Origin of the sequence: Flavobacterium sp. HJSW_4 (assembly GCF_042436695.1) — a bacterium.
In the GTDB taxonomy this organism is placed as follows: Bacteria; Bacteroidota; Bacteroidia; order Flavobacteriales; family Flavobacteriaceae; genus Flavobacterium.
Map to the genome: position 1 here is coordinate 90629 of NZ_JBHNPP010000002.1, position 25933 is coordinate 116561.

Sequence of the window (25933 nt, forward strand, 5' to 3'; positions counted from 1 at the left end):
AACTAGAATATTTTTTATTGGATTATAAGCCGGTCTTTGGATTCATTAAAAAAATTTAAAACAACAACCTTTTATGGCTATCATATCATTTTTTAATCCAAATAATGGCAAATCGTATTTCGTATTGGTTTGTTTTGAAAAGAAGTTTGTTAAGGCTCGTTTATAAGAAAATCGACATTCGTAACCTTATTAGCTTCAATGGCAAAAGTGGTTTGCAGCTCTTTGGTCTTCACCACTTCCATGTTCTGATTCAGACATTCTATTTTAACGCGAACGTTATTGGCTTCTTCACCAGTTTGAAATAAAACAAAGTCGTCCGTGTAGTTTATTCCGCCGCTCGAGGTTGCTTTGCTCCTCGTCACAAACATGTCTTCTTTAATATACTTTCCGTCAACCACTTTGTAACCGCTTCTTTTTACCAAAACCGTAGTTTTAATTGTGGTATAACTCTTATCGGCGGTAATATCTAACGTCTTCAAACGAAGAATTCCCGTTCTGGTAGTAATATTCAATGTTAACGGCTCATCAAAAGGAGAAGCGTAAGGCATTGCATCCGATAAATTTACTGGCTGATTTGCCAAAGCCGGCTGTTGAACAATCAGTTCGTTAAGGTTCGTTGGAGACGGAACCATTTGCTCTGGATAATCTGTCGCTACAAATTTGTATTTTCCATCGTCTAGCGAAAAAGGATAAAGCGAGCTGTAATTTGCCGCATATTCTCCATTTTCTTTGTACACAAAAAGAGGTCTGGTTGAGATCCCCACATTTAAATTCCAAGGTTCGCCGTTTAACTGAAAATCTAGTTTTTTAATTGTATGGCTTTCATATTTAAGGTCGTCGTTAGAGCAGGAATTTAAGAGAAAAAATATACCAGCTCCAAAAATCAGGTTTCTAATCATTTTCATATCTGCTAAGCTTAAAAATGATTAAATTTTTTCTTTGGATTCATTTGAGGACAGCAGTCCAAAATTGGAAGTTGAATGTTAAAGTTAGTTTGGTTCATAAATTTTGGTTTTAAAGTTAGTTAGTTAAAAATCAATCAAGATTATGAAGCAAAACTAGAAATAGCAAATCTCAAAAAGGGGTAATTTTTGCTTTTCGGGACGGTACAAATCGCTATTTTAACACCTATCGCCATTAATTCGCTAAATTTTTCTTACTTTTTTTATTTAATGAAAAAAAAATATCATAAATAAAAACGGATATCATAATCAATCATTGATTACTACTTTCGTCCTCCGAGGTTCAAACTTAGGACTATGCTTAATAGGATTGCGGAGAAATTGGCTGGAAAGAAATTTTAGCCAATGATTATTAACCATTGGGATAAATATGCTTCGCCACCCAAGATTGAAAACCTTGGGTGATGTTCAATAAGATTGTGCTTTTAAACTTTGAGAATAATACACACCTTAAGCCCGAAACCTTGCGTTCAATAGAAATGCAGTTTATATTTTAATTGCTATTAGCGAAATTGTCTTCTATATTCAGCCGGCGTATGATCGTATTTTGATCTGAAGCATTTTCCGAAGTATTTCAGATCATTAAACCCTACTTCAAAACAGATTTCTTTTATTAATAAATCATCCTGTTTTAAAAGTCGCGCTGCTTCGCTTAATCGCATATCACGAATAAAAACAACAGGAGAAGCTCCAGTAGTGCTTTTGAGTTTGTTGAAAAAACTAGCGCGCGACATGCCCATTAGTTTTCCTAGTTCGTCAACTGAAAAATCGGAATTAGACATATTTTCTTTTACAAATCCGATAACCTGAAACATAAATTTCTGGTCTTTGTTTGAGATTTGCAGCGGTTCTTCTTTGAAAATCTCAATTGTGTTTCCGCTGGAAAACAATTGCTGCAAACGGGCTCGTTGTTCCAAAACATTTTTCACTCTCGCTTTTAGCAAACTGACATTAAAAGGTTTTGTAACGTAATCATCTGCTCCGTATTCTAATCCTTCCAATTTGCTTTCTATCGATGATTTCGCGCTAAGCAAAATAACTGGAATGTGGCTGATCAACAAATTATCCCTAATTGCTTTCAGCATTTCAATTCCATCCTTCTGAGGCATCATAATATCGCTAATGACAAAATCTGGCAAAATTTGTTCAGATTTATTATACCCTTCCTCTCCATTTTCCGCTGTAAAAATTTTATAATCGCTTTCCAAAATAGAAACAATAAACGCACGCAATTCAGGATCGTCCTCTACCACAAGTCCAATAGGCTGCTCTCTTCCCATCTCTTCTGGTGTTGCTATTTCTTCCTCAAGTTCAGATTCAAAATCCAGATCCATTTCATTAGAAAAATGCTCTTCCGTTTCATCTAACAAAATATCTACATCTTTTTTAAAGTGCTGATAGCCTTTTAAAAACGCAACCTGAAAACTGCTTCCTTTTCCTTGAGTGCTGTCTACCAAAACTTCCGCTCCGTGTTTGTCTGCAATATCTTTTATAATAGATAATCCAAGACCTGTACTTGGGTTCGACAAGTTTTCATTATAATTTGAAAAACGGACAAATAATCTTTTTTGAAGCGTCGGACTAATTCCTGGTCCGTTATCGCTTACAGTCAAAAACACATGTTTTTCTGATTCTTCCACTTTTACTTCAATCGAATCTCCTTTACTGCAGTATTTAAAGGCATTCGAAAGCAAGTTGATTAAAATTTTATCCAAACTATCAGGATCTGCCCAAATCTTTGGGTTTGATGAAGCGACATCAATACTAAGATTTATATTGCTCTGATTACTCATTTCTTCAAAATCTTCACACATTTGAGCAACAAATTCTCCTAGATTGATTTCGTGAATAGCAAGTTTTTTATCTTGAACTCGCCTCAAATCTAAAATCTGATTGACCAAATTCAATAATTTATTACTGCTTTTTTCTATAATTCGAAGCTGGCCTTTTGTTCCTTCTTTTAGATTATCATCGGCAAGCATCACTTCCAAAGGAGCAGAAATCATGGTGAGTGGCGTACGGATTTCATGCGAAATATCGGTAAAGAATTTCAGCTTTAATTCGCTCATTTGTTTCTCCAATTTTACATCGCCACGCAGCTTTAGAATGGTAAGAATGGCTCTATTGACAACGAAAAACAAGCCGCAAGCCAATACTAAGTAACAGAAATAGGCAAAATTAGTTCCCCAGATCGACGGGCGAATTGTAATTTTAATTTGCCTCTCATTATCCATCCATAAATTATGTCCATTTGTTGAAGAAATTAGAAGGGTATAGCTTCCACGGCCTAAATTGGTATAATTGATAGATTGTCCACTTTTAATGTAATTCCACTGTTTATCAATTCCTTCTAGTTTATACCGATACACGATATTTTCGCTTTTAAGATAATCCAAGGCTGAAATCTGCACTTTAAAGAAATTCTGATTGTGCTCCAACGTGACTTCTTGTAACAAATCAGGATTTTTGGGAGTTTCCGGATTTATTTCATACAGGTCTTTGTTATTTACCAAAAATCCAGAAATCGCTAAATAAGGTTTGAAATAAAAAGCTTTAATTTTTTCTGGTTTGAAATAAATTACGCCATTAGAATATCCTACGGCGAGTTCTCCATTTGAGAGTTCGCATTTGGTTGCCTCAGAAAATATCTCTGTTCCAATAATCGATTTTAATTCTGGAAAAGTCTCCGCGCTATTATTCTTTGGATCAAAACGCACAATCTGATTGTCGCTCATCAGCCAAATTTTTCCTGCTTTGTCTTCTGCAATGGAAACAACTCCCTCGACTGGGAAAGAAACCATTTCGTTCCAGATTGATTTCACGTTCAGCTGGCCCTTTTTATCTAAATCGGCCAAAATCAACCCCATGCCATTGGTTGCCAACGCCATCTGATTATCGTCCGTAATTAAAATATCCAGAATATCATTGCCCGAAACCTGTGAATACTCACTAAACTTTATTTTGCTTGTCGCTTTAGTTTCTTCCGAAAAAGAAAATAATTTATACGATGAAATAAAAAATATTTTATGGTCTTTATTTTCTGCAATCGAACGGACCTTATCTGCCGTTTTTATTGGATAGTTTTTTAATTCATTTTTAAAATTGACAAATTGGATTCCGTTATTTGATTCGCGAATAATGTTTACACCGCCACCCCAAGTTGCAATATAAATCTGTCCGTTTGCGGCTTGATAAATTTTAAAAATATCATCAGAATTAATTCCGTAAAGATTATTTTCGTCATTTTTATAATGGGTAACTTTATACTGAAAAGGCTGATCGGTCGGCACTAAGAAAAATAAACCGTTTCCTCTTGTCCCTACCCAGATTCTGCCCTTATTATCCTCAAGCATACTGTAAATATCAGCTCCCCAGCCAGGACCAGCTGCTGATAAAGTTCCATCAGAAGCCAAAAGTCCGATTTTCTTTTTCTGGCTGTCAAATAAAGCAATTTTCTCTTTACGGCTTGCTACCCAAAGATTTCCTTTATTGTCTTTCATCAAACTTCTCACATTGTGCTTATGATGATCATTTGATGAATCGAGATTTAAGGTAGAAAAATTACTGTTGCTGAAAGTCACCAAATCCAAACCTTGTTTGAAGGAGCAAAACCAAAGATTTCCTAATCTATCAAACATAGCAGTGTGCATCAAATCTGAAACCGATTCTTTGGATTCGTTAATGCATCGAATTATAGAAGATAGTTTATTATTTTTTTCATCCCAATACGAAAACGGCGCATTGCTCGATTGAATCCAAACTGTTCCATTTGGCGAAGTAAGCAGAAAACTTTTTCTTTCTCCTCCAGCAGTTGCAGAATCACTGTAATCAACAGACATTTTTTTTATCTTTTTGGTCAACAGATCAAACTGAAACACGCCTTCAGCCCTAGATTCAAACCAAAATTGTCTAGAACGTGTGGATCCCAAAAAAGTGATTTTTTTATTGGGAAACCCTATTAAGGTCTTGCCACTATACGAATCTAGTTTTCCCGTTTTCAGATCACAAAAATAAAATACCTGCCCCGCTGTTATGATAAGCATTTTAGTATTGGCAACAAGTTCGGTATAAATGATATCTTCTTTAATATTAAGCGGGAAGTCAAAAAAGGTACTTGCTTTTTTGTTGTAACGTGCCAATTCTCCTTTGTTACCTCCAAAAATTATATCTTCTTTGGTTTCTAAAAATGTATTGTACACGCAAGGCTTTCCATTAAAAAAGAAATACTGCGGCTCTCCTCCAGATTTATTCAATCTGCAAGTGCCTGCTTCGGTAAAAAACCAAGTCGTTCCCTGTTTGTCTTCAAAAATATCACTGATTTTCCCACAGCGTTTTGCAGGGTCAAAAGTTATTTTTCTAATCTTTCTATTGGCTTCAAAAGCGATTACATAATTTTTCTCTTCGGGAAAAAGCCAAACTCTTCCAGAAGGCATCACTTTAAAATCGACAAACGCAATATTGCCAGCCTTTAACGGGCCTTCTTCTATTGGATAATGAAAACTTAATTGTTTGGTATCAAAGTAATAAATATCATTTTTCTCGGACTGAATCCAGATTCTGTCGCTATTGTCAAATCTGAACTTGAAAACACGATTGGAAATTAAATTCAGTGATCCGTTTTGTTTTACCCTGAATTTCTGAAAATTGCTTCCGTCATAACGAATCAATCCATTGAACGTAGAAAGCCAGATGAATCCCTTTTTATCCTGTTGAATATCAAGAATACGGGATTGCCTTAACTTTAAATCGTTTGCAAAATGAGTCAGTGTACCGGAAGGCTGACCTGAACACAAAATACTTATCCAATAAAAAAAGAATAAAAATATATTTCTTTTCATTACAAACTTTATAAAATTAGGAGAATTGCAAAAATATCAAAATTCCTTTCCTGACCTAAGACAAGTCGTTATTTCAGCAAAATAGCACCCTAAAAATAGTGATTTGTCTCCCTTTGACACTTCATTGATAATCATAAAACATTAGCAATAAGCTTTATAGCATACTCTAAATAGCATTTTATCCTATCTTTAAAAGTATAAAAATCTAATTTTGTGAGTCAGCAATTTAATAGTCTATCCTCTTTTAATCTCTGTAAAATCATATTTCTGTTTTATTTAAAGCAGTAATCGAAAAATAATAAATCTAACACTTTCCAAAACCTATGAAAAGAAAATCCATAGTTATTGCATTACATTTTTTTGCTTTAACCGCCTTTTCGCAAGAAAATTTACCTTACAAAAATTCAAATCTGCCAACAGAACAGCGTGTTAATGACTTGGTGTCGAGAATGTCATTAGACGAAAAAATAAACCAGTTAATGGATTCTGCTCCTGCTATCGACCGTTTGGGAGTTCCAGAATACAATTGGTGGAACGAATCATTGCATGGCGTCGCACGTGCGGGATTTGCCACTGTTTTTCCGCAATCAATTTCAATTGCTTCTTCTTGGGATCGCCAGTTAATATTGGATGTTGCCACTGCCATTTCTGATGAAGCTCGTGCCAAACATCATGAATATTTAAGAAGAGGCCAGCACGGAATGTACCAGGGACTGACATTCTGGTCGCCAAACGTAAATATCTTTCGTGATCCCCGCTGGGGACGCGGACATGAGACGTATGGAGAAGATCCGTTCTTGACGAGCCAATTGGGGCTTAATTATGTTAATGGACTTCAAGGCACTAATGACAAGTATTTAAAAGTGGTTGCTACTGCAAAGCATTATGCTGTGCATTCGGGACCAGAGCCTTCCCGACATTTTTTTGATGCCAATACAAGCGATGTGGATTTATACGAAACCTATCTTCCTGCTTTTAGAACTTTGGTAAAAGAAGGACATGTTTATTCTGTAATGGGTGCTTATAACCGCTTTAGAGGAGAATCTGCCAGTGCGAGTCCGTTTCTATTTAATATTCTTAGAAATGCATGGGGATTCAACGGCTACATCGTATCGGATTGTGGTGCTGTAACCGATATTTGGAAGTACCATAAAATTACGAACGATGCTGCAAGCGCTTCAGCATTGGCGGTAAAAAACGGTTTGGATTTGGAATGCGGAAGCAGTTTCCAGTCTTTGAAAGAAGCTGTTGACCGAAAATTAATTACAGAAGCCGATATTGATATTGCCGTTAAACGTTTATTTACGGCTCGTTTTAAATTAGGAATGTTTGATCCAGACGAGATTGTTCCTTATGCCCAAATTCCGTTTTCAACCAACAATAATGCGGCTAATGATTTTCTTGCCAGAACAGCTTCCCAAAAAAGTATTGTTCTTTTAAAAAACCAAAACAATACCTTGCCTCTTTCTAAAAATATCAAAACAGTTGCGGTAATTGGGCCAAATGCAGATGATATTCAATCTTTATGGGGAAATTACAGCGGAGTTCCAAGCAATCCGATTACAGTTTTAAAAGGGATTCAAAACAAATTGGAACCAAATGCAAAGGTTTTATATGCAAAAGGAACTGATTTAGCAAAAGGAGTTCCAAAAATGAATATTATACCATCAGTATATTTTCAAAACGAAAACGGAACGCAAGGTTTAATTGGTGAATATTTTGATAATAAGGATTGGAAAGGAAAACCTCTTTTTACTCGAATTGATGATAATATTGATTTTGAATGGGATATTAATACGCCAGATTCTCGTTTGAAAATGGGCAATTACAGCGTAAAGTGGACAGGATATCTTAGCGTTCCTAAATCAGAAACTTACAACATTTCTGAATGGTCAAAACCGTTTATGACCGTTGAAATTGAAGGCGGGAAAACTACTGGCGGAAAAAACAACCATCATCCCCGTTTTCGTCCGCAGAAAATTGATTTAGAAGCGGGAAAAAAATACAAAATAGAGGTTAAATACCAGAATTTCTATGGAGACGCGATTGCACAATTATTTTGGTCAGAACCTCGAGAAAACCTAATTCAAGAAGCGGTGCAAACTGCCAATCAAGCCGATGCTGTAATTTTAGTTTTAGGACTGAATGAACGTTTGGAAGGTGAAGAAATGAAAGTGGAAGCGGATGGTTTCAATGGCGGAGACCGAACAAGTCTGGATCTTCCAGCCAATCAAGAAGAGCTTATGAAAGCCGTTAAAGCGACTGGAAAACCCGTAATATTAGTTTTAATTAACGGAAGCGCGCTTTCTGTCAATTGGGCAAATGATAATCTGCCAGCTATTTTAACGGCTGGATATCCTGGCCAGCAGGGCGGAAATGCGATTGCTGATGTTCTTTTTGGAGATTACAATCCGGCGGGAAGACTTCCGGTTACGTACTATAAATCGGTAGATCAGCTTCCTAAATTTGAAAATTATGATATGGAAGGCAGAACGTACCGCTATTTCCATAAAACGCCTCTTTACCCTTTTGGATTTGGTTTGAGTTATACGACTTTTAAATATTCTAATTTACAGCTTCCAAAAAACTTTAATTCTGACGCAGATTTTAAAATTTCTGTTGACATTACCAATACTGGAGATCGTGACGGAGACGAAGTGGCTGAGTTATATGTGAAAGACGAGAAAGCCTCTACTCCGCGTCCGATTTGCCAATTGGAAGGTTTTGAGCGAATCCATCTAAAAAAAGGAGAAAAAAAGACCGTTACTTTTACTATTACGCCAAGACAGCTTTCTATGATCAACAAGAAAAAACAACGTGTTGTTGAGCCAGGTTGGTTTACCATTTCTGTTGGCGGAAAACAGCCAGATGGTTCTAGTGATATTCAAAACGGAAGAATCAACTTTACAGGTAAAATGATTACGCTTGAGAAATAATTTTTTACAACTATAAGACTAACTATTAACCACTTTTATTAATCAAATTTTACAATGAATCAAAACCTCGCTTTCGCAGACTATGCGGTTTTTATTATTTATTTCATCGTAGTCTCGGTCTACGGTTACACCGTTTACCGCAAACGTAAACAAGACGAACAAGATGCTAAAGCTTACTTTTTGGCTGAAGGAAATTTAACTTGGTGGGCAATTGGAGCTTCTCTTATTGCTTCTAACATCTCTGCAGAACAATTCATCGGAATGAGTGGTGAAGGTTTCTTCTTAGGAATTGCTGTTGCTGCTTACGAATGGCTTGCTGCCGTTGCACTTATTATTGTTGCCGTATGGTTTATCCCTGTATATCTTAAAAATAAGATTTACACGATGCCACAATTCTTAAAAACACGTTACAACGAATCTACTGCTTTGATTATGGCGGTTTTCTGGCTGTTTTTATATGTTTTTGTAAACTTAACTTCTATTTTATACTTAGGAGCTGTTGCCATTAACGGTCTTGCCGGAGGAGAATATCTTCACGCAATCATGATCGGATTGGCTGTTTTTGCTTTATTTATTTCTCTTGGAGGAATGAAAGTTGTGGCTTATACAGACGTTATTCAGGTTGCTGTATTAATCATTGGAGGTTTGGTAACTTCTTATATCGCTCTTACAACTGTTGGTCAATATTTTGGTGTTGGCGAAAATGCAATTGCAGGTTTCAAAGTTTTAATGAAAGAAGCTCCTGAGCATTTCAAAATGATTATTCCAAAACCGACTGCTGCATCTTCTCAGTTAGAAATCGATAAATATTTAACTTTCCCAGGATTGTTATCTTACGCTGCTGGTATCTGGATCATCAACCTTAACTATTGGGGATGTAACCAATACATTACGCAAAGAGCGCTTGGAGCAGATTTACAAACGGCGCGTACAGGAATTTTATTTGCTGGTATGTTAAAATTATTAATGCCGCTTATCGTAATGCTTCCTGGTATTGCTGCTTACGTTTTATATACAAACGGACACTTGCCTCAATTGGTTGGAGGAAAAGACGGAGCTTATTCTGCTGTCTTGACATTCCTTCCAACTGGATTAAAAGGACTTTCTGTTGCGGCTCTAACTGCTGCAATCGTAGCATCTTTAGCAGGAAAAGTAAACAGTATTTCTACAATCTATACATTAGATGTTCATAAAAAATACATTCAAAAAGAAGCTGGTGAAAAACAGCAGGTAAACATTGGTAGAATTGCTGTTTTCGTTGCAATGCTTTTGGCTGTTTTATTTACATGGAATGACATCTTAGGAATTGGCGGTGTTGGAGGATTTACATACATCCAAAAATACACAGGATTCATCAGCCCTGGAGTTTTTGCCATGTTCTTCTTGGGTATGTTCTGGAAAAGAACTACTGGAACAGCTGCAATCGTTGGTGTAATCTTAGGATTCTTATTGTCAGTTTTATTCAACGAATACGCTCCAGCTTTATTTGGGAACGACACACTTTTATATACAGCTTATTCTAACGGAAAAGGAGCTTTCGAAATTCCTTTCCACATCTGTATGGGATTATCATTCTTATTTACAATGATTGCCATGATCCTGATCAGTTTCGCTGGATCAAAAGTAAACCCTAAAGCATTCGAGACAGAACCTGGAATGTTCAAAGTACAGCCACAGACAACAGTATTAATCGTAATTACATTATTGATTATCGTTGCACTTTACGTTAAGTTCTGGTAATAAATTATCAGTTCAATTCTCTATCTTTACAGCTGTTGTTTTTCATAAACAGCAGCTGTTTGTTCCTTCAATGATAGCCGAAAGCTAAGACAGGTTTTAACAAAACAGCAACTTTCAATGCCTAATGCTAAAAACTTGGCTTAAGTTTTTGGAAATAGGTATTTCTGGCAGTTATTTAATATTGATTTTTTTAGGAATAAAATAATTCAAAAATCATTTGAGGAATAATATCTGTTTTTTTATCAATCCCCAACTGGGTATCCAGCCCCTAATTAGAGAGCAGCTCAAAAAACCTTCTATTTGAAGTACTAATCTATAAATTACCTTGGAATTTTGCACCATATATTTCACTACAGCCAAATGGCGTCAATTTAAGGAAATTGTCGCCATTTTTTTCTTTGCTAAATTATACCTGATACCTTTTGCCATAAATTTTATAGTTGTCTATTTTTGATAATTATCAGTTGAAAATATTTAATTAAAAAATATTTGGAAAATCAAGTATATTTTGAATCAATCCCCGACAGGACATCCAAACCAAATTCATAAAGCCAATGAAGGACAGCCTCTACTTCCAGTAAGACAATCTCCTCAAATCCTCCATAAAATGGTTTGTAATCTGTCCTTTACGGGTTACTACTCAGGACAAAAAACACAAAAATATAATTTAAAAAGCACGAACTTTGTTGCAAAAAGGCATAGGGATTGATACCATTTCTGCTACGAAAACTAAGGCGAGTTTAAAGATCTTTCACCATGCAAAGTTTTGTGGCAGAATTGTAGCACATGAAATTTTGAAATAGTAAACATTCAGTAAAATCAATAGCTAAAAAGACTAGGTTCAAGTATATTAAAAGACAATTTTGCAAGACAAAAATTCTAAAGTAGATGTATTTGAACATGGGTGCAGAATCGGTGCAATTAGTTTCATAAACATCATAAAAATCTGTTAAAAAAAACACTTAAAAGCACAAGTTCGAAACATTACTAAATCAAAAATGCTATAAAAATCATTAATCTGAGTTTTGTGGCAGAATCGTGGCACTTTCAATTTTAGAAAAGTAAAAACCGAGCAAAATCAAGGTTTGCCGGCTTTAGGTTCGAAACTGTATACGTTATTGTTTTACAGCTTTTCATCAATTAGTTCGGATCCCGTTCCCGCTCATAAAAAGTCTTGAACTGTCTTTTTTTATGCAATAAATATAACATGAGCAATAAAATGCGGATTCTTCACCTAAAAAGCTCTACAGGATCATTTACCATTTAGTGCAATATGTTTGCAAGGAATGTGCCTGCGCCAGCAATGAGAAAGAATTTGGGGCATGGATTTTAATCTGAGTTTTTTAAATATATAAACATCAAATTTTAATACCTTTGGTTTTGATTTACAAATATGGATAGAAGTCATTTTTTAGAAATAACCGCTTACATCGGCGTTTTTATAGTGCTTTTTCTTGTATTCTTTTTATTGACATTAAAAAGAAAGCAAAGACTTTCAAATTGGCTTCTTGCTTTTTTTCTTTTCGTAAGTGCTGTAGATGCCTGTAAATTTTTGATGCACGGCTTTCCAGTTAACTTTATTAATCTCGAGGTATTTCGTTGGAGTATCGTCTATTTGGTTCCGGCATCGTTTTACCTCTATGTATTATCCGTTTGTTTTTCTAATTTTCGATTAAAACCGAAACATGTATTGCACGCTATTCCGTTTGCAGCTTTCAATTTGTATTTAATGGCGGAGATATACTTTGAAGATAGCGTTATGAAATTGCATTTCATAAAAACTATGAATCAGGCACCTATTATGCAATTTTTTTATTTTCTTTTTGAATTTCTATTTCAAGCTTATTTTATTGCTTCATTGCTGGTTATTAAAAAGTCTAAAACCGTTTATTTTGAGAATTATACAAACCCAAATATTTCTGTATTCAATTCACTTTACAAAATAACAATTCTATATTATACCTTACATTTTATAGTACTTCTAAGATGGCTGATTACATTAATATTTGGTTTGGGAGAAGCCAGACAATGGATTGTAACTCTTGATGGGGTTGCGTTTTTATTTTGTACTTGTTGGTATCTATATGTTGCATTAAACAATCCTGAATTTTTCAGAGGAGTGAATTCTCATCTGCAACCTATTACAGAATCTGTTACGAAACAAAAATCTTTGCCTATAATTGATGACAAAAAAAATAAGCAAATTGAATTTTTGAAAAAGTTTATGATTGAAAAAGAACCTTATCTGGATTCTTCATTAACTATTCAGGATTTATCTGAGCAGGTAAAAATACCGGTTAAAGATTTATCTACTTTGATTAATTTGTATATGGATAAACACTTTTTCGATTTTGTAAATGAATATCGAATTGAAAAAGCGAAAGAAATTCTAAAAGATTCCCCGCAAAGAGAACCAACAATTCTGGAAATTCTCTACCAAGTTGGTTTCAATTCCAAATCGTCGTTTAGCAGCTCTTTTAAAAAGCATACAGGCAAAACACCAACAGATTTTAGAAAAAATCCAAATTAATTCATTTTTTTCTTAACAAATGAGTTCGACTTTTTTTAGTCGGTCGCATAACAAGGCCATTTTGTCCATATTTGCACCAAATTATAAAATCAAAATCCATTATGAGAAATCTCCTGTTTGCATTTTTTATGCTTTTATCTATTAATGCTTTTAGTCAAAAAAAGATAAACTCAAAAGTTGAATTAAAACAATCAATCGATAATTATCTACGGCAAACAATTAAGACAAATGAAATTCCCGGTTTGGCAGTCGGAGTTGTAGAGGACGGAAAAATAATTTTTGAAGCTTATTATGGAAAAGAAAATTTAGAGGAAAATAATTCGGTCACTAAAAATTCGCTTTTCAGAATCTATTCTACATCAAAACTGATTTCTACTGTGGGAGTTTTCCAGCTCATCGAAAAAGGTCAATTATCATTAGAAGACAAAATTTCAAAATATCTTGACCATCTTCCGAGAGAATGGCAGGAAGTGAAAATTAAAAATCTTCTGTCGCATTCATCGGGCATTCCAAATATTATTCAATACAATGATATTTCGGTAACGGCTACTGATAGTGAGAAAATAGCAAAATTATCTCAAGAGAAAATGGAGTTTGAAACCGGAAATCAATTTAGTTACAACCAAACCAATTATTGGCTTTTAACTATGATTATTGAGAAAATCACGGGAAAAACATTTGAAGATTATATTCTCAAAAATCAATTTTCGAGTTCAAAAGACGAGGTATTATTTTCGTCAAACTCGTCAGAAAACATTCCAAATAGGGTTGTAAAAAATTTCTATAACACAAAAACAAAACTCTACGAAAAAACATCTGAAAATGATGGACTCAGAGCGCATTCAGGGAATGGCATTAACATTACATTACCTACTTTCATTAATTGGAGTAACAATCTTGCTAATAATGTTTTTCTAAATTCTGAGACCAAAAAATCAATGTGGAAACTGTTTGAATTTAAAAACAAACAAGATCATTTTTGTTACGGCTGGGATATTACTAAAGTGAACAATTACGATTCTTACGGCTTTTCTGGTGGAAACGTAAGTGCATACAGAAATTTTCCAGACAACAAGTTATCTATTATCGTTTTATCCAATGGTTATAGATATGCCCCAATTCAAGATCAAATTATCAACCATATAGCAAGTTTGGTTGATAAAAATCTCATTGACGAATATTTGCTTTCAAAGGAATCAATAACCTCGGAATTTTTGAAAATTAACAATCAAAACGCAGAACAGATTTATAAAGAATTAAAAAAGAAACATCCAGAATGGAATTTTGAGAAAACATTTAATTCTATTGGCTATATATTAATTAGAAATGACAGATTGCATGATGCTGTAAAAGTTTTTGAACTCAATGTACAAGAAAATCCGAATTCGGCAGATGCTTTTGACAGCCTGGGTGAAGGTTATTTTATCGCTGGGAAATATGAAATATCAAAAAAAAATTATTTAAAATCTTTGGAATTTAATCCGAAAAATGATAATGCCGGAAAAATGCTTTTAAAAATCAATCAAATCTTTTTACAAAAAAATAATTACAATGAATAACCGATTTTTCTTATGATTAATAACTGTTTTATTGACAAATACGCTTTCTGCCCAAGAATTAAATAATCTCAAAGAGGCAAAGAATGGAAATCAAAATTCGATAGAACAAAAAGACATCCAGATCAATCAAATAGATTCCCTAATGACAAAATCCTTTGAAAGAGATTTGTTCAATGGAAACGTGCTTGTTGTTAAAAAAAAATAAAATCATCTACCAAAAATCATTTGGTTTTACAGGTGAGACGAAACAAACTTAATACGGGACAGCCCTGCTTTTCATATGCGGGGCTTTTTTTTATGTCTATAGTATCAGGAAAGACGAAATTTTGCTTCTTTTCTCTCCAGCTCCCATCTGCAATATTACATCCAGCAGCTCTTTGGACCCTAGTATCTGCCGGACTTGACAGTATAAAAGTCGGCTCGCAATTCATAGGATCTATTGATCTATAACCGAAGCTTTTGAAGTAATAAACAGAGAATGTGGCACTTGCCAATAAAGTAGGATTAAACCATCAATTCTAATTTTATTTTAATATTAAAATCGACTCAATACTATATTTTTACAGAATAAACCTATATTTTATTTTAAATTATAAATTAAATTTCTCATCCAAAAACAATGAAAAAATTAAAATCGGCGTTCAAAATTGTTCTGCCTGCATTTGCCATGCTTTTATTTACCAATTGTGAAAGCGAAAAAGCTTTCACAGAAAATTCAAACAGCAATGAGACCGATCAGGTAACACTTCATGCTTTAGGAAACTCGATAGTGCTTTTTAACAAAGCTTTGGACAATATCGAAACAAATGTAATTGAAGACAGCGAAATCATTTTAAGCAAGAAGGAGCAAAATCTTATCGATTTAAGCGTAAGCAGAAAACAAGACTATAAAATATCGAAAAGGAACACCGAGCTCTTAGTTTACAAAATGCTTGAGCCGAGCCGGAAAAAACTGAGTTCAAAATTTACAGATGAAACAGACCAAAAAATCAGCTATACACTGCGCACTAATGCAATTAAGGATTTTATCAATGGTGAAGACATAAATGTAGTTTTGAATAAATATATATATTTTCAGCATAAGCAAAAAAACATCTCGGAAAAAAGTTTTTTAAAAGCTCCCCATGAACATAAGAATGCAACGACATCCAAAAGAATGGCTACTTACAAAGTAAAGCTGCTGACACCTGAAGGGGAAAAAGAAATTGAATGCGGTGATGATGTCTACATCTTGGATGCGGCGGAAGAAAGAGGGATCGACCTTCCATATTCATGCCGTGTAGGGGCATGTTCTTCTGACGCTGCAATATTAAAAGCCGGCCAGGTAGATCAAAGTGACCAGTCTTTTTTAGACGACGGACAAATTGACTGTGGTTTTGTTCTTCTATCAGTCGCATATCCAAGAACAGACTGCACGATCCTTACCCATCAAGAAGAAAACTTAGGAAAATCAAACTGTGGAGGGGGAATTAGATTGAATGAAGTAATTGTCAGCAACACCTATACTAATCCGGGAACTTCGATCGTTTGGGGAACTGTTGGAAACCCTGGAGGAAATGGCTGGGGAGGCGGCGGCTCCGGCAGCTCAAGCGGTTCCAATGCCTCGCTGTACCAAATTCTAAGATCAGGTTCCTTTACAAGTGATCCGTGCTTGAATGGTGCATTCAATAAAGCCGGAGGCTCGCCAATATTCCAAGGCTACCTGAAAAATTTCGACGGCAATTTTACGGTTGCCAATCTAAAATTATCAGCAGGAGTTCTTCCTGCACACATCAATGCAGAGACAAGCCCGCCTGTCAATTACATGATTGAAATTACGGTTAATACAAGCAACCTCGGCAGACCGGGCATCGATGTCGCCAGAACACTAATGCATGAAATCATACATGCAGAAATGTTTAGAAAACTTTTAAGCCTTTCAAATAATAATGGAGAAATCGACGTTACTATCTTAAATCAGATGCTGACACAGCATAATTATCCGGGATTATATGATTACTACACCAGATTCGGGGTAAACGGCATGCAGCATGAGCAGATGGCAGCCCATTACATCAATACGATAGTCAACTTCCTAAAACAGTATGACAGCACTTTAACCCAGGAGCAGTATGAAGCTATGGCATGGGAAGGGCTTAGAGGAACAGTGGCATGGAATTTGAAAACTGCTCAGCAGCAGCAGCATTTAAGAGATACGTATAACAACTGGAAAGCATCGGCGAATACTAATTGCAATTAACTACAACATGAAAATTTTACATCTAATTTCTATTTTAATTATATCCCTTACAGCCTTTGGACAGCAAAAAAAGAATGTATTTGGCTATAATGAAAAAACAGACCAGATTGTATATCGAACTTCTAATAATAAGAAGGAAATCTCGGGTTTCAATATTCTTTTGGACAAAAAGACCAAATTCTTTAGCGCCAGTCCGTACAGGGGAAAACCAATTTTAAAGATTAATACGAGCAGGCAGGATTTAGCTGAGAAGGTAAAAAAGGACAATTTAAACAATCAGACCTGTTATATAATTTATGTAAAGTCGATAAATAAGTTCTTTATCGTAGACCATATAGTTCGAAAAACTCAAAATTAAGCACTTGCTTTATTATGACAGAACAGCCCTGCCTTTACTTTGCAGGGCTGTTTTTTTTGAAGTCAAAAGGAGAATCTACTAGATCAGACAAACCCTTACCCATCAAAAACCCATCCGACCGTAAATTCTGAATAAAGCTTTTTTGCACTCTTTTTTCCCCTTTTCAAACCTGCTGAAAAATAAGCCCTTTTCAATTTTGTTATCATTTATAACATAAACTAAATCACAAATTGTTATTATCTGTACTAATTTTGATCCATATAAAAAGGAACAGATCATGACAAGGGCAATTGTACACATCGACATGAACACGTTTTTCGTATCGTGCGAAAGGCTCACCAACTCGCAACTTAACGGCATACCGCTTATCATCGGAGGCGGCGACAGGGGCGTTGTGGCTTCCTGCTCCTATGAGGCCAGAAAATTTGGCGTGCGTTCCGCCATGCCGATCCATATGGCCATGAAGCTCTGCCCGCAGGCCAAAATCATGAAAGGCGACATGGAACTGTATTCAAGGCTTTCCCATGACATTACCGAAATCATACAGGAAAAAGCGCCCGTGGTAGAAAAAGCCAGCATCGACGAGTTCTATCTGGACATCACCGGTATGGACAAATTCTACGGCAGCTACAAGTGGACCGACGAGCTCGCCAAGCGCATCACAAAAGAAACGGGCCTGCCCCTCACCTTTGCGCTTTCGGTCAACAAAACCGTTTCGAAAATCGGCACAGGGGAAGGAAAGCAGAAGCAAAACCTTGATATCCCAGAGCATATGGTGCAGCCTTTCCTGAATCCGCTCTCCATCCGAAAGATTCCGATGGTGGGCGAAAAGACCTTCCAGCTGCTCTCGCGCATCGGCATCCGCAGAATCCAGACCCTGTCCGAAATGCCAGCCGAATCCCTGCAGCAGATGATCGGCAAAAACGGACTGGAGCTCTGGAAGAAAGCCAACGGCATCGACAACAATCCCGTGGAGCCCTACACGGAAAGAAAGTCCATTTCCACCGAGCATACCTTTTCGCAGGACACCATTGACATCCTGAAGCTGAACCGGATCCTGCAGGGCATGGTGGAAAAGCTGGCCTACCAGCTCCGTGCGGAGCAGTGGCTCACCTCAACGGTGACCGTGAAGATAAGGTATGCCAATTTTGATACCGAAACCAAACAGTCCAGGGTTCAGTACACCTCGGCGGACCATCTGCTGACCCATACGGTGGCCGATCTCTTCACGAAGCTCTATCAGAGAAGGATGAGGCTCCGCCTTATCGGAGTGCGCTTCAGCGGACTGGTCAGGGGAACCTATCAGATCGACCTTTTCAATGACACCGAGGAAATGCTTGCCCTGTACCAGGCGATGGACCGCATGAAGACCCGTTACGGCTTTGACGCCGTGATGCGATGCGCCGGCGCATCATTCAAACCCAACAATAAAGACGAAATCTTAAAAAGAAAAAAATAGACCATGTTTCTCAACTGCCACTCCTTCCACTCCCTGCGCTACGGCACCATTTCGGTTGAGGAACTGGTGCAGCAGGCATCTTCACTGGGAGTAAAAGCAATGGCGCTGACCGATATCAATACCGTGACAGGAATCTATGAGTTCATAAAACTTTGCTGCACTGCCGGCATAAAACCTCTTGTCGGAATGGAATTCCGCTGGAATCATCAGCTTCGCTTTATCGGACTGGCAAAGAATGCGGCTGGCCTTGCCGAAATGAACAGATGGCTGACCCAGCACAATTTCCATGATATTGCGATGGCACCCCATGCACCTGATTTTGAAAATGCCATTATCATTTATCCTTTGGAAAACATGCCGCCTGTCTTAAAAGCAAATGAATATATCGGGATCCGTCCCGAGCAGCTGCAGCAGCTGGTTTTATCCGATCTTAAGGACAAAATCGACAGAATGGCGGTACTCCATCCGGTTACCATCCGTACAAGGACAGAATACAATCTGCACAGGATATTATGCGCAATCGACCGCAATATCATCCTGACAAAGCTTGCCGCTGAGGATTACTGCACGGAGTCTGAAGTGATGCTATCTCCTGATGCGCTTGCGGCCCATTACGAAAATTATCCCAAAATCATTTCCAATACGGAAAGAATAGTGCAGCAGTGCAATTTCGAATTTGATTTCAAGGCTCCCAAAAACAAAAAATACTACACCGGCAGCAAAAAGGAGGATATGTCCCTTCTTTCCACTCTGGCGCAGCAGGGGCTTGTCTGGCGCTACGGGAATCATAATGCCGAGGCAGAATCCCGCATGGCAAAGGAACTCCGCGTTATAGGCCAGCTTGAATTCAGCGGCTATTTCCTTATCACCTGGGATATTATCCGCTACAGCAACAGCAGGGGATTTCTCCATATCGGACGGGGAAGCGGAGCCAACAGCATCATAGCCTACTGCCTGGGCATTACCGATATCTGTCCGCTGGAGCTTGATCTCTATTTTGAGCGATTCCTGAACCTCAACCGCAAGAGTCCTCCCGATTTTGATATCGACTGGTCCTGGAAAGAGCGTGACGCCATTCTCGAATACATATTTTCCCGCTACGGATCCGACCATGTGGCCTTCTGCGGCACGAATGTGGAATTCAAATTCCGTTCGATATTCCGTGAAGTGGGAAAGGTTTTCGGGCTTCCAAAGGAAGAACTGGACCTGCTGGCCAAGAACCCGATGAATCTGCATCCCACCAGCAAAGTGGTCAGACAGGTGCAGCAGTACGGCATGCTATTGGAGAAATTTCCCAACCAGCGCAGCATGCACTCCTGCGGGATACTGATCTCGGAAGAGCCCATCACCAATTATACGCCATTGGAAATGCCTCCGAAAGGTTTTCCAATTGTGCTTTTCGACATGCATACGGCAGAAGAAATCGGGCTTGAAAAATTCGATATCCTGAGCCAGCGCGGCATTGGACATATAGACGACAGCGTAAAGATAATTGAGAAAAACAGAGGGATCCGCGTTAATATCAGAGATACTGGCATATCAAAAAACGAAGCCAGCGCCAACCAGTATCTGGCCATCGGAAAAACCATCGGGTGCTTTTATATTGAAAGCCCCGCCATGCGCGGCCTGCTGCGCCGTCTTAAATGTGGCGACTACAAAACCCTCGTTGCGGCCTCCTCCATTATCCGCCCCGGTGTCGCGCAGTCCGGAATGATGAAGGAATACATCTACCGCCACAACCATCCCGACAAATTCGAGTATTTCCATCCTGTCTTCCAGCAGGAGCTCGGGGAAACCTACGGCATTATGGTCTATCAGGAAGATGTCATCAAAATCGCACTGCATTACGGAGGCCTTCCTGCCGCGGACGGCGACATCCTTCGCCGTGCCATGTCGGGTAAGGGAAGATCCAAGGCTGCGCTGCAGAAAGTGAAGGATAATTTCTTTGAATGCTGCCAGCGTCAGGGACACCCACTGAAGCTGAGTGAGGAAATCTACCGCCAGATCGAGTCCTTTGCGGGATACTCGTTCTGCAAGGCGCATTCGGCTTCCTATGCGGTCGAAAGCTATCAGAGCCTTTACCTTAAAGTCCATTATCCCATTGAGTTTATGGTTGCCGTGATCAACAACCAGGGAGGCTTCTACAGGACGGAAGTCTATGTCCATGAGGCGCGAATGTCGGGGGCTTCCATCCATAATCCGTGCGTCAATAAAAGCACATACGAAACCGCCCTCTACGGCAGGGACATCTTTCTTGGCTTTATGCATCTTCAGGGACTGGCGCATCAGACGGCACTGCTGATCGAAGAAGAGCGAATGGCGAATGGCCAATACGGTTCGCTGGAAAATTTCATCAGCCGCATCCCGATCGGCATTGAAACGATACAGATCCTCATATTCATCGGGGCTTTCCGCTTTACGGGAAAGCCTAAAAACGAGCTGCTGATCACCGCGCGCATCCTGCTGGTGAATTTCAAGCCTGAAGACTGGCATCCCAAGCTTCTTGCCGAGCCCGTCAGGAATTTTAAATTTCCTGTTCTGGAACGCACGCCTTTTGAAGATGCATTCGATGAGATCGAGTTTATCGGTTTTCCTGTAAGCTATTCCCCTTTTGATCTGCTGCAGACCGGCTTCAGGGGTGACGTTATGGCAAAGGACCTGCTGAACCACCACAAAAAACAGGTGCGCATGCTGGCCTATCTGATCTCCCGCAAACATGTGCCTACCAAGATGGGCGCGATGTATTTCGGAACCTGGATCGATGCTGAAGGCGAAATGTTCGATACGGCCCACTTCACGGGAAGCCTCAAGGAATACCCTTTTCAGGGAGGTGGCTGCTACCTGCTGCTCGGCAATGTGGAAGTGGACTACCACTTCCCTACCATTACGGTGATCAAAATGGCAAAAATGCCTTTTATCCCCGACCCCAGATATTCCCACGAAAATGACTGGAAATATAAAATGCAGCAGAGGCTGAAAGAAGACGTCAGCATGACCCATCGCGCCCCTTATCCTCAGGAGCATGAAATCAATATCCCTCGCCATAAAATGAAGAGTTGAGAAGCCTGCTGCCCCATAAAAAAAACACCAATACCTAATGAAAACATCAGATCCCCAAAACTGTGCGTACAGCGCCGCTTAGAATCAGCCTCTCTTTGCGGGAGAAAAAAGAGATCATAAAATTCCCATAGCTGCTGTCTTTCCTGAGCTCCGCAGCTCCCTGTTCTGACGTATCTAAAATCCTTCATATTTCATTTAATTCCATAAATTTGCAAAATGCGCTCCGCATTTACTTTTAAACTGTATACCATGACCGATCCGATTTTAGAAAATCTAAACCCCAACCAGCTTCTGGCGGTCAAAACCACGGAAGGCTACGTGCGCGTCATTGCAGGAGCAGGATCGGGAAAAACAAAGGCGCTTACATCGCGTTTTGCCTATATTGTCGACAGGCTGGGCATCAACTCCTCCAACATACTCTGCGTTACCTTCACTAACAAGGCCGCGCAGGAGATGAAAAAAAGGGTAAAAGCGCTGATCGGCGATCTGTATGATGTGAGCTTCATCACCACCTACCATGGATTCTGCGTACGCTTTCTGCGTGAAGAGATCAATAAAATACACTATCCCAAGAATTTCATCATAATGGATGCCGAAGACCAGAAAACAGTCTTACGGGATGTATTCACCGAACTGGACATCAACTCAAAGAATCTGACCTTCAAGCAGGTGCTGCGATTCATCTCCAAGCAGAAGAGCACTTCGGACTATCTGGGCTACATGATTGAAAACAAAAGCTTCACTGCCGATGAAAAGGACTCGCTTTCCAGCCAGGTCTATCAGAAGTATCTCGACAAGCAGAAGCGCAACTACGCGCTGGACTTTGACGATCTGATCCATTTTACGGCTTTCATCCTCGACAGCAATCCCGATGTGCTTGCCAAGTGGCAGGAAATGCTGCACTACATACAGGTGGATGAGGCCCAAGACAGCTCCGACAGCCAGTTCCATCTGGTGGAAATGCTTTCGCGCGTGCACCAGAATCTGTTCCTGGTGGGCGATCCCGACCAGACGATCTACGAATGGCGCGGGGCAAAACCGGAGTATCTGGTGGAATTCGACAGGATGTTTCCCGATACGAAGACCATCATCATGAACCAGAACTACCGCTCGACTCCCAACATCCTGAAAGTCGGAAACCATATCATCAAAAACAACAAAGTCAGAGTGGATAAGGATATGATAACCGAGAATCCCGAAGGCGTCGAGGTGGTGCATTTCCACGGCAAGAATGATTTTGAGGAAACGCTATGGGTAGCTGGCGAAATCAAGGAAATCCTGAAAACGGAAAACGCCGCCTATTCCGATATCACCATTTTATACCGCTCCAACCATCTCTCGAGAAATATCGAGCAGGCCCTGATCAAGGAAAACATCCCCTATGCCATATTTGGAGGGGTGCGTTTCTTTGAGCGCAGGGAAATCAAGGATGTCCTTTCCTTCCTGCGCCTGATCGTACAGGAAGACAACTTCTCTTTCCTTCGCATGTTCAACCATCCGACAAGGGGGCTTGGAAAGAAGTTTCTGGAAAGGCTGAACCTTCTGGCCAATGAACAGAACCTTTCGCTGCTGCAGACTTTGCAGAACAATATAGAAGACAGGGAACTCAATAAAAAAGGCGCTGCTGATTTTCTGGCTTTGGTCGCAGAGCTTAAAAAAGATTCGGAAAGCAATTCCATTTCGGACCTGGTGAAGATCATACTCGATAAAAGCGGGCTCTCGGAGCTCTACCGCAAGGACGGCGATGAGGACAGGCTCGAGAATATCAAGGAGCTGGTAAGCTCGATGATGCTTCTGGAAAAGGAAAACAACGGACCGGTGGATATAGTCGAATACCTTCAGGAAATAGCGCTTTACACCGATATGGACAAGGACACCGAAAATCAGGACAAGGTGCGCCTGATGACCATCCACATCTCCAAAGGGCTGGAATTCCCGTATGTGTTCCTATGCGGTTTAACCGAAGGGGTGCTGCCGAGCGCACTTTCGATAAAGGAAAGGAGAAAGCGCGCCATAGAGGAAGAGAGAAGGCTGATGTATGTGGCGGTTACCCGCGCCGAGAAAAGGTTCTACATGACCGACTCTGAAGGCTTTAATTTCACAACCGGCCTGAACAAATATCCGTCAAGGTTCCTCTTTGAGATCAAGGAGGAATTTTATGTGCGCAAAGGAAAACTTTCCCCTGAAATACTTCAGGCATCGCAGGCCACGGCAGCATCTTCCGCAAGAGCTGAAGACACCGCTTTCAAAGAAGGCGATCTGGTGATGCATCCCGTATGGAACAAAGGAAAGGTTCAGGCTGTGGACAGGGAGAAAAACCAGTACATCGTATACTTTTATGAAATGGACAGGGAAAAGCCGATTGATTTCGCATTCCGTTTTCTTAAACCTGCATCTGATGCGGAAGAAGGCTCCGTCTCTCCTTCTGAATTCTTGAACATTCATGAAGGCCTGAAATCCGCTCCCGATCCTTTTGTAGAATCTGTCCATTCAAATACGCCCTCTAATATTTTCGAAGACGAAAATCCGGACCAGTCCCTTGGCAAAAATGGTTTTGCTGATGGAAAATGGCCAGAATAAAAGAACAGAACTTTACCCTTCCTTCTGGTTCTCCATACCGTCTATAATCCTGCCTACTTCTGTCTCGGTAGCCTTGAGCCTGCCCTGGCAGAAGGCAATAAGCTCTGATGCCCTTTTCACTTTCGCGGCAAGCTCGTCCACCGAAATGGTCTCGTTTTCTATTTCCTTTGAAATGGCCGTAAGCTCATTCCATGCCGCTTCATAAGTCAGTGTCTCTTCCATCATATTGTATTTTTTCTTTAACGGTGCTTTTAAGCAGGGTATCGTGAAGGATCACTTCAATATCCTCTCCTATTTTTATATTCTCAGCAGTCCCTGCAATCTTTCCATTCGCTTTTACGATCGCATATCCCTTCTTTAGGATATTGTGCGGGGACATCAGTTTTATGCTTTTATCCATATGCTCCAGATCAAGCGTCTTGCCTTTCAGATAGCCTGACGTAAAGCGCTTTAGGTTTTCGGATAGATATTCGATATCGCTTCTCTTGCGTCGCAGCAGGCTGTTTGAGACCTGAGCGGCCATCTGGGCTTTCAGCGAAAGCTTTTTCTGATGCTCATGCAGTATGTCTTTGGCGTCTGCTGCGATGCTCTGGTTGGCAGAAGCCAGCTGCTGCCTGTACAGGGAGAGAAGCTGCCTTGCATTTGCTGAAATATTCCGCTTCTGCTCTTCGAGCGCTTTGGAATGGCGCAGCAGAAGCTGCTGGGATCTGATCACAATATGCTGCTGCAGCGACAGCAGCCCGGTTTCAAAACTGCGGTTGTGGGCAATAATGAACTCTGCCGCCTTGGTTGGGGTTTTGGTATTGGTATGGGCCATCAGATCCGTTATGCTGACATTTTTCTGGTGCCCTATCCCCGTTATCACAGGTATTGGAAATTTGGCTACGGCACGCCCGATCTGGTAGTTGTCAAAGATCAGGAAATCCGACTGCGCTCCTCCGCCTCTTGTTATGACAACGGCGTCATAGGGAATTCCTGTATTGAAAACTTCAATGAGCTTGCCCAGGAACAGTTTGGCGTTGTTGTCCCCCTGCACTATGGTATGATAGTCGTCAATCTGAAAAGCATAGCCGAAATCATTATGCTCAAGGGTATGTCTGAAATCCTCATTCCCTGCCGAGTTGCTTGCCGATATCACAGCCACTCTCTGTATGGCAAGAGGCAGCTTCAGACGGCTGTTGAGCGTAGAATAGCCCTCCGCCGTTTTGATGATGAAATCGTTTTCAGATACAAGCCTTGCAAGGGTGGCATTGCGCTGCTGCTCCAGAACCCCGAGTGTGAAATTCACATCGATATCCAGCACATTCACCGACAGCCCGTAGAGCGGATGATAGTCCACGCTCACCTTTACCAGCACATGCAGGTTATTGGTGAAGGCCTGCCCCGTCTTCTTTTCAAAATCCGAAAGATGCACAGCTCCTTCACCCCATGCCTTGCCCATCATCTTTGCCGTAATGGCGCTGTTTTTCTCCGCTTTCTCCACCAGCTCGAAATAGTGGATCTTCTTATCGGCCTTATAACTGTGACTGGTAACATCGGCCACGACCCAAAAGGTGCTGCCTTTGAAACGGTCGCTGATCGTCTGGTGGATCTGGTAGTTGAGCTGAGAAAGTGTGATGAAGTTTTCTGGTCCCATAGTCGTAAGCAGCAAGCCATCTGGCTTTCTGAAATT

Annotated in this window: 12 protein-coding genes and 1 pseudogene; 9 read left to right on the forward strand and 4 right to left on the reverse strand. The window is 39.6% G+C overall.

Features of this window, described 5'->3' with window-relative positions; translation table 11 throughout:
• Nucleotides 1-149 precede the first annotated feature (149 nt).
• Entirely contained in the window at nt 150-905 is a 756-nt protein-coding gene (locus ACE01P_RS02190) for a hypothetical protein (protein WP_379693599.1), read from the reverse strand.
• A gap of 560 nt (nt 906-1465) precedes the next feature.
• Nucleotides 1466-5800, reverse strand: coding sequence for a two-component regulator propeller domain-containing protein (locus ACE01P_RS02195; RefSeq protein WP_379693601.1), 4335 nt, complete (start codon nt 5798-5800; stop codon nt 1466-1468).
• A gap of 323 nt (nt 5801-6123) precedes the next feature.
• Between ACE01P_RS02195 and ACE01P_RS02200 the strand changes: the two genes are divergently transcribed.
• The 9 genes and pseudogenes from ACE01P_RS02200 (at nt 6124) to ACE01P_RS02240 (ending at nt 24261) form a co-directional block, all read left to right on the forward strand.
• Nucleotides 6124-8736 carry a glycoside hydrolase family 3 C-terminal domain-containing protein gene (locus ACE01P_RS02200; protein ID WP_379693603.1) on the forward strand — a complete coding sequence of 871 codons (2613 nt, stop codon included), beginning with the start codon at nt 6124-6126 and terminating at the stop codon, nt 8734-8736.
• Nucleotides 8737-8790: 54 nt separating this feature from the next.
• Nucleotides 8791-10476, forward strand: a complete 1686-nt coding sequence (locus tag ACE01P_RS02205; RefSeq protein WP_379693605.1) for a sodium/sugar symporter — start codon at nt 8791-8793, stop codon at nt 10474-10476.
• Nucleotides 10477-11869: 1393 nt separating this feature from the next.
• The gene (locus tag ACE01P_RS02210) at nt 11870-13006 is read left to right on the forward strand and encodes a helix-turn-helix domain-containing protein (protein WP_379693607.1); all 1137 of its coding nucleotides are present in this window, start codon (nt 11870-11872) and stop codon (nt 13004-13006) included.
• Between the two features lie 128 nt (nt 13007-13134).
• Complete coding sequence (locus ACE01P_RS02215) at nt 13135-14565, forward strand: serine hydrolase (RefSeq protein WP_379694112.1); 1431 nt, start codon at nt 13135-13137, stop codon at nt 14563-14565.
• A 1156-nt stretch (nt 14566-15721) separates the two neighbouring features.
• Nucleotides 15722-16009: pseudogene (locus ACE01P_RS02220) on the forward strand (2Fe-2S iron-sulfur cluster-binding protein); the annotation flags it as partial.
• A gap of 802 nt (nt 16010-16811) precedes the next feature.
• On the forward strand, nt 16812-17162 hold the full coding sequence (locus tag ACE01P_RS02225) for a hypothetical protein (protein WP_379693609.1): 351 nt from the start codon (nt 16812-16814) through the stop codon (nt 17160-17162).
• 277 nt (nt 17163-17439) lie between these two features.
• On the forward strand, nt 17440-18621 hold the full coding sequence (gene dinB, locus ACE01P_RS02230) for a DNA polymerase IV (protein ID WP_379693612.1): 1182 nt from the start codon (nt 17440-17442) through the stop codon (nt 18619-18621).
• 3 nt (nt 18622-18624) lie between these two features.
• Complete coding sequence (locus tag ACE01P_RS02235; protein ID WP_379693614.1) at nt 18625-21681, forward strand: DNA polymerase III subunit alpha; 3057 nt, start codon at nt 18625-18627, stop codon at nt 21679-21681.
• 249 nt (nt 21682-21930) lie between these two features.
• A complete protein-coding gene (locus ACE01P_RS02240) occupies nt 21931-24261 on the forward strand; it encodes an ATP-dependent helicase (RefSeq protein WP_379693616.1) in 2331 nt (776 codons plus the stop codon).
• Between the two features lie 12 nt (nt 24262-24273).
• On the opposite strand, the gene xseB is transcribed toward ACE01P_RS02240, so the two are convergent.
• Entirely contained in the window at nt 24274-24486 is a 213-nt protein-coding gene (gene xseB / locus ACE01P_RS02245; protein WP_379693618.1) for an exodeoxyribonuclease VII small subunit, read from the reverse strand.
• Nucleotides 24461-25897: an exodeoxyribonuclease VII large subunit gene (gene xseA / locus ACE01P_RS02250; protein ID WP_379693620.1), complete on the reverse strand. Its 1437-nt coding sequence runs from the start codon at nt 25895-25897 to the stop codon at nt 24461-24463. The genes xseB and xseA overlap by 26 nt, the downstream gene beginning before the upstream one ends.
• Nucleotides 25898-25933 lie beyond the last annotated feature (36 nt).

Bases quoted from the DNA above. Each gene is read 5' to 3' on its own strand.
- ACE01P_RS02190 (WP_379693599.1), bottom strand. From the start codon at position 905: ATGAAAATGATTAGAAACCTGATTTTTGGAGCTGGTATATTTTTTCTC.
- ACE01P_RS02195 (WP_379693601.1), bottom strand. From the start codon at position 5,800: ATGAAAAGAAATATATTTTTATTCTTTTTTTATTGGATAAGTATTTTG.
- ACE01P_RS02200 (WP_379693603.1), top strand. From the start codon at position 6,124: ATGAAAAGAAAATCCATAGTTATTGCATTACATTTTTTTGCTTTAACC.
- ACE01P_RS02205 (WP_379693605.1), top strand. From the start codon at position 8,791: ATGAATCAAAACCTCGCTTTCGCAGACTATGCGGTTTTTATTATTTAT.
- ACE01P_RS02210 (WP_379693607.1), top strand. From the start codon at position 11,870: ATGGATAGAAGTCATTTTTTAGAAATAACCGCTTACATCGGCGTTTTT.
- ACE01P_RS02215 (WP_379694112.1), top strand. From the start codon at position 13,135: ATGCTTTTATCTATTAATGCTTTTAGTCAAAAAAAGATAAACTCAAAA.
- ACE01P_RS02225 (WP_379693609.1), top strand. From the start codon at position 16,812: ATGAAAATTTTACATCTAATTTCTATTTTAATTATATCCCTTACAGCC.
- dinB (WP_379693612.1), top strand. From the start codon at position 17,440: ATGACAAGGGCAATTGTACACATCGACATGAACACGTTTTTCGTATCG.
- ACE01P_RS02235 (WP_379693614.1), top strand. From the start codon at position 18,625: ATGTTTCTCAACTGCCACTCCTTCCACTCCCTGCGCTACGGCACCATT.
- ACE01P_RS02240 (WP_379693616.1), top strand. From the start codon at position 21,931: ATGACCGATCCGATTTTAGAAAATCTAAACCCCAACCAGCTTCTGGCG.
- xseB (WP_379693618.1), bottom strand. From the start codon at position 24,486: ATGATGGAAGAGACACTGACTTATGAAGCGGCATGGAATGAGCTTACG.
- xseA (WP_379693620.1), bottom strand. From the start codon at position 25,897: ATGGGACCAGAAAACTTCATCACACTTTCTCAGCTCAACTACCAGATC.